At 71.9% G+C, this 9,552-nt stretch carries 8 protein-coding genes; 5 read left to right on the top strand and 3 right to left on the bottom strand.

Annotation, left to right across the window (positions count from 1 at the left end):
• Positions 1-975, bottom strand: a 975-nt coding sequence (locus D7W79_RS32815) for a DUF7151 family protein (RefSeq protein ID WP_439099254.1), incomplete at its 3' end; no start/stop codon positions are given.
• Positions 976-1,325: 350 nt separating this feature from the next.
• On the opposite strand from D7W79_RS32815, the gene hemN reads away from it, so the two are divergent.
• The 5 genes from hemN to cydC all read left to right on the top strand — a co-directional run bounded on the left by hemN (position 1,326) and on the right by cydC (position 8,658).
• A complete protein-coding gene (hemN, locus tag D7W79_RS32810) occupies positions 1,326-2,696 on the top strand; it encodes an oxygen-independent coproporphyrinogen III oxidase (RefSeq protein ID WP_120529299.1) in 1,371 nt (456 codons plus the stop codon).
• Positions 2,697-2,817: 121 nt separating this feature from the next.
• The gene (locus D7W79_RS32805; protein ID WP_120529298.1) at positions 2,818-4,269 is read left to right on the top strand and encodes a cytochrome ubiquinol oxidase subunit I; all 1,452 of its coding nucleotides are present in this window, start codon (positions 2,818-2,820) and stop codon (positions 4,267-4,269) included.
• Positions 4,270-4,305: 36 nt separating this feature from the next.
• Complete coding sequence (cydB, locus tag D7W79_RS32800; RefSeq protein ID WP_120529297.1) at positions 4,306-5,313, top strand: cytochrome d ubiquinol oxidase subunit II; 1,008 nt, start codon at positions 4,306-4,308, stop codon at positions 5,311-5,313.
• Between the two features lie 7 nt (positions 5,314-5,320).
• On the top strand, positions 5,321-7,003 hold the full coding sequence (gene cydD / locus D7W79_RS32795; protein ID WP_120529296.1) for a thiol reductant ABC exporter subunit CydD: 1,683 nt from the start codon (positions 5,321-5,323) through the stop codon (positions 7,001-7,003).
• On the top strand, positions 7,000-8,658 hold the full coding sequence (gene cydC / locus D7W79_RS32790) for a thiol reductant ABC exporter subunit CydC (RefSeq protein ID WP_120529295.1): 1,659 nt from the start codon (positions 7,000-7,002) through the stop codon (positions 8,656-8,658). Before cydD ends, cydC begins: the two co-directional genes overlap by 4 nt.
• A gap of 116 nt (positions 8,659-8,774) precedes the next feature.
• Here the strand turns inward: cydC and D7W79_RS32785 are convergent, their stop codons facing one another.
• Both D7W79_RS32785 and D7W79_RS43955 read right to left on the bottom strand, forming a co-directional pair.
• Positions 8,775-9,131 carry a hypothetical protein gene (locus tag D7W79_RS32785; protein ID WP_120529294.1) on the bottom strand — a complete coding sequence of 119 codons (357 nt, stop codon included), beginning with the start codon at positions 9,129-9,131 and terminating at the stop codon, positions 8,775-8,777.
• A 91-nt stretch (positions 9,132-9,222) separates the two neighbouring features.
• On the bottom strand, positions 9,223-9,552 hold a 330-nt coding region (locus D7W79_RS43955; RefSeq protein WP_208729898.1), incomplete at its 5' end, for a hypothetical protein.

Genomic DNA, 9,552 nt, shown 5'->3' with positions numbered 1-9,552 from the left:
GTTGGTATCCACCGTGATGGTGCCACGGGAGAGGAGGCTGACGACGCCGCCACCACCGCCTCCGCCGCCCGCCACCGGGGTCGGCGCTCCGGCGGGCCGGTTGATGGTGGGAATGCTGTTGTTGATGCCCTGGCGACCGTTGGTGTCGATGTAGCCGCGGATGATGATGTTGCCCTTTGCGGCGAGGATGAGCCGCCCGCCCCCGTCGCCGCCGAGGATGTCGGGGTTCGTCGTCGAGCGAAACCCACTCCCGCCCCCCAGGAGGTCGGCGCGGGAGACCAGGGACGTGCGCCCCAGGTCCAGGCCCTTGCCTCCCAGGTAGTTGAAGGAGGCGGACATGGCGATGCCCCTCTGCGACGGATTGAGGGTCTGAATATGGAAGTCGGGGCTGACGATGATGGCGCCGGTCGAACCGATGACGATGTCGCCGGTGGCGCGAATCATCGTCCCGCTCGACACGATGAGCGTGCCGTCGATGGTCACGTTGTGGAACATCAGGTTGGCGCCAGCGGCCGTGAAGTTCCCGGCCTGGAAGGACCGCGGATTCGCGAAGGAGGAGAGCGTGAAGTCCCCCGCGGATCCGTCGCCGTAGGCGAACGCGAGCGGTCCGGACTCACCCTGGAGCCCCTGCGAGCCCGTGTCGCCCTTGGGCCCCTGGGCGCCGTTGCAGAGGTACTTCGTGGCTGACGCGTTCACCTCGCCGTCATCCAGCAGGGCGCCGTCGCCGTTGCGGTCGACGCCGGTCTCCAGCTTGACGCCGCCGAAACCGCAGTTGGCGCCCGCGGGCTCGGGCGTGGTGAGCAGCAAGGCGCTCAGGCCCTGTCCCGCGGCCCCCGCGGGCCCCTGCGGACCTTGAGGGCCCTGGGCACCCGGTGGGCCCTGAGGTCCAGCAGGGCCCTGGGTGCCTTCCGAGCCCGCCGAACCCTTGCAGGCGGCGACGCCGAGCAGCCCCGCCGAGAGCACGGCTCGCAGCACATGTGAACGAAGAACCCCTGTCGCAACGAGGACGCGCATGACTCCCCCAGGTGAAACAAGACGCGTGCGGTCCGGGAGCGCTCCCCGACGGCACGAGGCAACCGGGTGCGTGGCCGCGCACACCGGGAGACAGCGAGCGCGCATTCTGTCTCCAGGGGCCTGCTGTCCGCCAGTGGACTCGGGGGGGCGTGAGGGCGGAACTCCGAGGAGCCCGGTCAGAGGTGCACGCCCTGGCGCCAGGACGTGAGGACGTCCGGGGCCCTGGGGGAGGTGCGCAGACGTTGCGCGCCCGCCCCGGGGCCTCCCTCGGGCGCAAGCTGGCACGGGGTTTGGATTGGAGCAGGGGTGTGATGGAAACCCGCTTCGACCTCCCCACGCCGTCCGAGGAGCTGCTGGCCCGCTACAACGTCGCCGGCCCCCGCTACACCAGCTATCCCACCGCCCCCGAGTGGCGCGGCGACTTTGGCCCTGACGCCCTCGCGGAGCGCCTCACCCTGGCCGGCGCGCGGGAGACCTCGGAGCCGCTGTCCCTCTACGTCCACCTGCCGTTCTGCCGCAGCCTCTGCTGGTATTGCGGCTGCAACGTCGTCATCAGCCAGGACCCGAGCGCGGCGGACCGGTACATCGACCACCTCGTCATGGAGATGGACCTGGTCGCCCGGCGGCTGGGCGCGCGGCGGGGCCTGTCACAGCTCCACTGGGGCGGCGGCACGCCCACGTTCCTCACCGAGGCGCAGCTGGAGCGGCTGTGGACGGAGCTCACCCGCCGCTTCACGCTGTTGCCCGACGCGGAGGTGGCCATCGAGGTCCACCCCGCGCTGACCACGCCGGGCCAGCTGTCGCTGCTGCGCCAGCTGGGCTTCAACCGCGTGTCCATGGGGCTCCAGGACTTCGACCCCCTGGTGCAGCAGACGACGAACCGCCTCCAGACGCCCGAGCAGACGCGCGCGCTGCTGGAGCATGCGCGCGCGCTGGGCTTCACGGGCGTGAACTTCGACCTCATCTACGGCCTGCCCCACCAGGACGCGGAGCGCTGGGCCCGCACGCTGGCGGCGGTGCTGGAGATGCGGCCGGACCGGCTCGCCGTCTACTCCTTCGCCTTCATGCCGGACGTCCTGAAGCACCAGAAGCGCATGCCCGCGCAGGCCCTTCCCGCCGCACGCACGAAGCTGGAGCTGTTCAGCGCCGCGTGCGAGGCCTTCCTGACGGCGGGCTACCGGCCCATCGGCATGGACCACTTCGCGGTGCCCGAGGACGAGTTGGCGCGCGCACAGGCCGGGCGCCGCCTGGGCCGCAACTTCCAGGGCTACACGGTGAAGGCCGCGTCGGACGTGGTGGCGCTGGGCAGCACCGGCATCAGCGACGTGGGCGGAGCGTATGCCCAGAACGTGCGGCCGCTGCCGTCCTATTACGCGCGGGTGGCCGAGGGGCGCCTCGCCACCGAGCGCGGCATCGTCCTCACCGACGACGACCGGCGCCGCCGAGCCGTCATCACCCAGCTGATGTGCAACTTCTGGACGGACCTCGGCGACGAGGGCGCGACGTACTTCGCCCCGGAGCTGGAGCGGCTGCGCGCCTTCGAGGCGGACGGCCTCCTGGTCCGCGACGGTACGCAGCTGGAGCTGACGGCGCTCGGCCGCCTCTTCGTGCGCAACGTGGCGATGGTGTTCGACGCCCACCTCGCCAGGGCCGCGAAGCCCCGCTTCTCCCGGACGGTGTGACGGCGGTCCCGGGCGCAGAATCTGCGCGGGTCCACGGGGGGCGGTGCAGCTGTTGCGCAGCCTCCAGGGCGCACCCGAGGCAGCGTGAACGGCGGGGCAATTGCAATGGCGCCCCTCCGTCATGACCAGCCTTGAACTCGCGCGATGGCAGTTCGGAATCACCACGGTCTATCACTTCATCTTCGTCCCGCTCACCATCGGGCTCGCACCGCTCGTCGCGCTGCTCCAGACACTCTGGGTGGTGACGCGCAAGCCGGCATGGCTCCGGCTGACGCGGCTTTTCGGCAAGCTCTTCCTGATCAACTTCGCGCTCGGCGTGGTGACGGGCATCGTCCAGGAGTTCCAGTTCGGAATGAACTGGAGCGAGTACGCGCGCTTCGTGGGGGACGTGTTCGGCGCCCCGCTCGCGATGGAGGCGCTGGCGGCCTTCTTCATCGAATCCACCTTCCTGGGCCTCTGGATCTTCGGCTGGAAGCAGCTGCCGCGCGGGCTGCACCTCGCCTCCATCTGGCTGGTGGCGTTCGCCGTGAACCTCTCGGGCTACTTCATCCTCGCGGCCAACTCCTTCATGCAGCACCCCGTCGGGGCGCACTTCAACCCCGCCACCGGGCGCGCGGAGATGACGGACATCCTGGCGGTGTTGACCAACAACACGGCGCTCGTGGCCTTCCCCCACACGGTGACCTCCGCCTTCCTGGTCGCGGGCACCTTCGTGGCGGGCATCTGCGGCTGGCTGATGGTGCGCTCGAGCCAGGCGGGTGAAGCGACGGAGGCCCAGACCTTTCGCGGCGGGCTGCGGCTCGGGCTCGTCACCGTCATCGTCTCCGGCATCGGCGTGGCGGTGAGCGGGGATGCCCAGGCAAAGCTGATGTTCCAGCAGCAGCCCATGAAGATGGCCGCGGCCGAGGCGCTCTGCGACGGCCGCGCAGGGGCACCCTTCTCGCTGCTCGCGGTGGGAGACCTGAACAACGACTGCCGGGGCGTGCGCCACCTGCTGGAGCTTCCCGGCCTCACGTCCTTCCTCGCGAGCGGTGATTTCCAGGCACCGCTCGAGGGCGTCAACGACGTCCAGAAGCGCTACGAGGAGCGCTACGGCGCGGGTCAGGACTACGCGCCGAACCTCGCCGTCACCTACTGGTCCTTCCGCCTGATGATCGGCCTGGGCGTGGGGAGCGCGGCGCTGGCGCTGGTCGGGTTCTGGCTCACGCGGGGGGGCGTGGCGAGCAACTCGGAGCGGCTCGCCCGGCTCAGCCTCGCCGCGCTGCCCACCCCGTTCCTCGCGTGTTCCTTTGGCTGGATCTTCACCGAGATGGGACGGCAGCCCTGGCTGGTGGCGCCCAATCCCACCGGGGTGGACGCGCTCCGCCTGTTGACGGCCAGCGGCGTGTCCACCGCCGTCTCGCCCGCCATGGTCTGGACGACGCTGATTGGCTTCACCTGCGTCTACGGGGCGCTGGCGGCGGTCTGGTTCTACCTGATGCGGCACTTCGTCCGTGCGAGCCTGAAACATCCAGCGCCCGTCGCGAGCGAGGACAGCCACCCCGAAACCGCGCCGCTCTCGTTTGGCTACTGAGTTCCGGCCCCTCTTGCCTGACATCGATAGAAAATCATGGAACTGAATACACTCTGGTTCTGTCTCATCGCGGTCCTGTGGACGGGCTACCTCGTGCTCGAAGGTTTCGACTTCGGCGTGGGGATGTGGCTCTCCATCCTGGGCAGGACCCCGGCGGAGCGCCGCGCGGTGCTGCGCACGATTGGCCCGGTCTGGGATGGCAATGAGGTGTGGCTGCTCACCGCCGGGGGCGCGACGTTCGCCGCCTTCCCGGAGTGGTACGCGACGCTCTTCTCCGGCTTCTACCTGCCGCTCTTCCTCATCCTCGTCGCGTTGATCGTGCGCGGCATCGGGCTCGAGTTCCGGTCCAAGCTGGACAGCCCCCTGTGGCAGCGCCGCTGGGAACAGGCCATCCAGGTGGGGTCGTGGGTGCCCGCGCTGCTCTGGGGCGTCGCCTTCGCGAACATCGTGCGCGGAGTTCCCCTGGACGCGAAGCATCAGTTCACCGGGACGTTCCTCGGCCTCCTCTCCCCCTTCGCGCTGCTCGGCGGCCTGGCCACCACCCTGCTCTTCCTCAGCCACGGCGCGGTCTTCGTCGCGCTGAAGACCCAGGGCCCGCTGCGGACGCGGGCGCTTGGCTGGGCGAAGCGGATGGCGCTGCCCACGCTCGGAGTCAGCGGGGCCTTCGGACTGTGGACGCAGGTGCAATACTCGGTGGCGTGGACGTGGCCGGTGCTGGGGTTCGTGGCCCTGGCGTTGGGGGCGGCGGCGCTGAGCGTCTGGCGGGAGCGGGAGGGCTGGTCCTTCACCTTCAGCTGTCTGGCCATCGCGGGCGTGGTGGTGCTGCTCTTCGGCTCGCTCTTTCCGGACGTGATGCCGGCGATGGAGCCGGCGCACTCGCTCACCGTCCACAACGCGTCGAGCACCCCCTACACGCTGCGGATCATGACCTACGTCGCCGTCGCGCTGGTGCCGTTCGTGCTGGCCTACCAGGGCTGGACCTACTGGGTCTTCCGCCAGCGCGTCACCGTCGACGAGCTCACCCCGGCGCTGGGAGAGGGCTGAGCTTCCCATGAAGCCGCTCGACCCGAAGCTCCTGCGGCACGCGAGCGCCGCGCGGCGCTACGTGCTGCTCACCGCGGGCCTGGGGCTCGGGATGGTCGCGCTCACGGTCCTGCAGGCGCGGGGGCTGGCGCGGCTGCTGGGGCATGCGCGCGAGGTGGCCGGAGGCCCTGAAGCCCTCCTCTGGCTCGGCGGCGTGTGGCTCCTGCGCGCGGCGCTGGCGGGGCTCCAGGAGTGGACGGGGAAGCGGAGCGCGCACCGGGTCATCGCGCAGCTGCGAGCAGGCCTGCTCGCGCGGCTGGCGTCCCGGTCGGAGCGGGAGGGCACTTCGGCCGGCGGGGTGGCGCAGGTGGAGCTGGCGACGCGTGGGCTGGACGCGCTGCAGCCGTATCTCGAAGGCTACGTGCCGCAGCTGCTGCTCACGGCGCTGGCGACGCCGGCCCTGCTCGTCTGCGTGTGGCGCGCGGATCCGGTCTCCGCGGTCCTGATGGCGGGCTCGCTGCCGCTCATCCCGCTCTTCATGGTCCTGGTGGGCCGCTTCACGCGCGAGGCCACGGTGCGGCAGCTCGCGAGTATGCAGCAGCTGAGCGCGCGGGTGCTGGACCTCATCACCGGGCTCGCCACGCTGCGGGCGCTCGGCCGGCACCGGGGCGTCGCGGCCCAGGTCCTTGCACTGAGCGAGGCGCACGCGCGGACCACGCTCCAGGCGCTGCGGCGCGCCTTCCTCTCCAGCTTCGTGCTGGAGCTCATCGCCACGCTCTCGATTGCCAGCGTGGCGGTGGGGATTGGCCTGCGGCTGCTCGAAGGGGCGATGCCGCTGGAGACGGGCCTCTTCGTGCTGTTGCTCGCGCCCGAGGTCTACGCGCCGCTGCGTCAGGTGGGCGCGCTCTTCCACGCGTCCGCGGAGGGCGCCGAGGCGGCGGCGCAGGCCATCGCGCGGCTCGAAGCCCCCCAGGCCGCGCACGGCACGCTCGCGGCGCCCCCGCTCACCTCCGGAACGCTCGAGCTGCGGGACGTGTCGGTCGCCACGCGCGACGTCGGGCGCTGCGCACCGGAGGGGCTCTCGTTCGTGCTGCCGTTGGGGCAGGGACGCATCCTCGGGTTGCGAGGAGAGAGCGGCGCGGGCAAGAGCACGGCCATGGCGGCGATGCTCGGGCTCGTCGCGCCCACGCGCGGGGGCGTCTTCCTGCGGCCCGAAGGCACGGCGGCGCTGCCGCTCGGGTCGCTCGACCTGACGACGTACTGGGCCCAGCTCGCGTGGCTGCCTCAGCAGCTGCATCTGGAGCCCGGCACGGTGCGCGAGAGCGTCTGCCGAGGGCGCGTGATTGCGGACTCCGCCCTGTCGGCCGCCGCGGAGGCCACCGGCTTCGATGCCGTCGTCGCGCGGCTGCCCGAAGGCTGGGACACGAAGCTGGGGCGGGACGGACAGGGGCTCTCGCTCGGGCAGCGGCAGCGGCTCGCGCTCACCCGGGTCCTCGCGGGCGACGAGCGGCTGCTGCTCCTGGACGAGCCCACGGCGCATCTGGATGAGGTCTCCGAGAAGCGCGTCCTCGAAGCGCTGAAGCGGCGCGCCCGGCAGGGAACGACCCTCCTGCTGGTCAGCCACCGCGCGCGGACGCTGGCGATCGCGGACGCGGTCCTCACGCTCCACTCGCACGCCTCTTCCCCGGACACCCTCGCGGAGGCCGCATGAGCCGTCATCCCTTGCGTCAGGTGCTGCCGGAGCTCGCGCTCCGTCCCCGCACGGTGGTCTTCGCGGTCGCGCTCGGGACGGCCGCGCTCTTCGCGTCGACGGCGCTGGGCGCGTTGTCCGCGTGGCTGATCGCGCGCGCGGCCGAGATGCCGCCCGTGCTCGACCTCACGCTCGCCATCGTCGGCGTGCGGGCCCTGGGGCTTTCTCGCGCGGGCCTCCGCTACGCGCACCGGCTCGTCGCGCACGATGTGGCCTTTCATGGCGTGGCGCGGCTGAGGGCCCGGCTCGTGGACGCGCTCGCGCGCGGGCCGCTCACCCGGGTCCTGGGCCTCAAGCGCGGGGACCTCGTCGCGAGGCTCGGCGGTGACGTGGATGCGGTGGGCGAGGCGGTCATCCGCGCGCTCGTGCCCATGGCCATCGCGGTGGGTGTCGGCGTCGGCAGCGTCGCCCTGCTCGCCTTCTTCCTTCCGGCGGCGGCGGGAGCCCTTGCCGTGGGCCTGGCCGTCGCGGGGGGCGTGGCGCCCTGGATGGGTGCGCGCGCGCTGGCCCTCCTGGAGAAGGCGTCGTCGGACACCCGGTCGCATCAGCTGGCCACCGCGCTGGAGCTCCTCGAAGGCGCGGCGGAGTGGAAGGTCTCGGGACGGGCGCCGGTCCTGCTGGGAGCCCTGAGCGAGGACGACCTGTGTCTGGAGCGGCTCTCCGCGCGGGCCGCTCGCTGGACCGCCGCCGCGACCTTCCTGATGCACGGCGCGTGGAGCGCGAGCGTGGGGGCGGCGCTCGTCCTCGGCTTCGCGGCGCTCGGACGCGGGGCGCTCTCCCAGGTGGAGCTCTGTGTCGTCGTGCTCGTGCCGCTCGGTGCGTTCGAGGCCCTCCAGTCCATGCCCGCGGCGCTGCCCCAGCTGCTGCGCTCGACCGAGGCGGCCCGGCGACTGCTTCCCTTCCTCGAGACGCCCGAAGCGGAGCCCCCGGCCGCCGCCCCCCCTGCCCTCACGTCGGCAGCCCACCTGCGCGCGGAGGGGCTCGCGTGCGGCTGGCCGGAGCGAAGCGCCGCGGTCTCGGGCATCGACCTCACGGTGCGGCGAGGGACGTCGCTCGCCCTCACCGGGCCCAGCGGAAGCGGGAAGACGACGCTGCTGCTCGGCCTCGCGGGGCACCTCCCTCCGAAGGCGGGAGCGGTGAAGCTCGGCGAAGTCTCGCTCGCGGAGGTGAGCGAGCAACGTCGGGTCGAACTGGTGCACTACTCGGCCGAGGATGCGCACCTCTTCGACACGACCCTGCGAGAGAACCTCCGGGTCGTGCGCGCGACGCTCACCGACGACGAGGCCGTCGCGGCGCTGCGCAAGGCAGGTCTGGGTGAGTGGTACGCGCGGCAGCCGCAGGGGCTCGACACGCCCCTCGGCCGCGGGGGCGAGGCCATCTCGGGAGGCGAGAGACGGCGCGTCCTCCTCGCGCGCGCCTGGCTTTCAGGGGCCCCCTGGCTCCTGCTCGATGAGCCCACCGAGCATCTCGATTCGCGCACCGCCGCACGCGTGATGCGAGACCTCGACGGGATGAAGGCGCACGGCCGCGGCCTGGTGGTCGTCACGCATGACGCGGACGTGGCGCGCGCGCTGGACAGCGTCCACGCACTCGCGCCGCGTGACAGCGAGGCGTGAGCGGAGACAGTTCCGGGAACATCGTGGCGGTCATGGCACCCGTGTCGCCCGCACCCGCCGCCGCGCCCGCCATGCCCGCGGCCGAGCCGCCGAAAGCCCCCTGACCGCTTCCGTCGTCAATGCCAGTCATGGCCGCACCACAGGCACTGCCGCGCCCGGGGTGTCGGCAGGACGCTCCGGCACCGCTCACACCTGTGGATGAACACCGTGTCCGCGTGCTCCCTCATGATGCGGTCCCGCACCCCTCGCAGGAACGCCGGCATGCCGCCCTCGAGGGCCGCTTTCACCTCCTGGTCATCCAGGAAGTACCCCTCGCGAACCCTCGGATGCTCCAGCAGGGGCTGCTCCTCGTAGCGAATCAGGAGGGCCCTTCGCGCCCGGTGCTCAAAGGGGGTGATGAGCTCACCGTAGTGCTCCAGCACGTACCGCGTGAGCTCCACGTCATCGTCGTAGGGGCGGCGGGCAGGGGACATGGTATTTCCTTCGGATCGGACTTCTGACGGCGCAAACACCCACGAGCTGAAACACCCTCCCCCGCCGCCGGAGGTCTTCCCCCCGGCAGGGCTACGGCGAGGGCTCACGCCGCAGGAGGACGGGGATGCCTTCCGCGTCCTCCTCGCGGGTCCGGACGTTCAAGCCTCCGTCCGGGGCGAGCGTCAAGCAGGGCTCCAGCGCTTCGGGCTCCGGGCTCAGACAGACGCGGCCCTCCGGCCCCGGCTCCAGCCGCACCTCCCGGCGCTCCAGCTCGACGGGGGGCAGGTGTTGGGACACGACGTGGAGCAGGGTCGCGGTTCCGTCCTCCCGCACCTTCAACTGCAGCAGGCCCACGTGGCGCGGCGGCCGGCCGTTGTAGATGCCCGGCGCGACCAGGGGCCGCGCGGGCGGTGCGGGCGG

The organism is Corallococcus exercitus (assembly GCF_003611585.1).
Lineage (GTDB): Bacteria > Myxococcota > Myxococcia > Myxococcales > Myxococcaceae > Corallococcus > Corallococcus exercitus.
The sequence above is the reverse complement of the archived record's forward strand: the minus strand, read 5'-3'. Positions and strand labels throughout refer to the sequence as shown.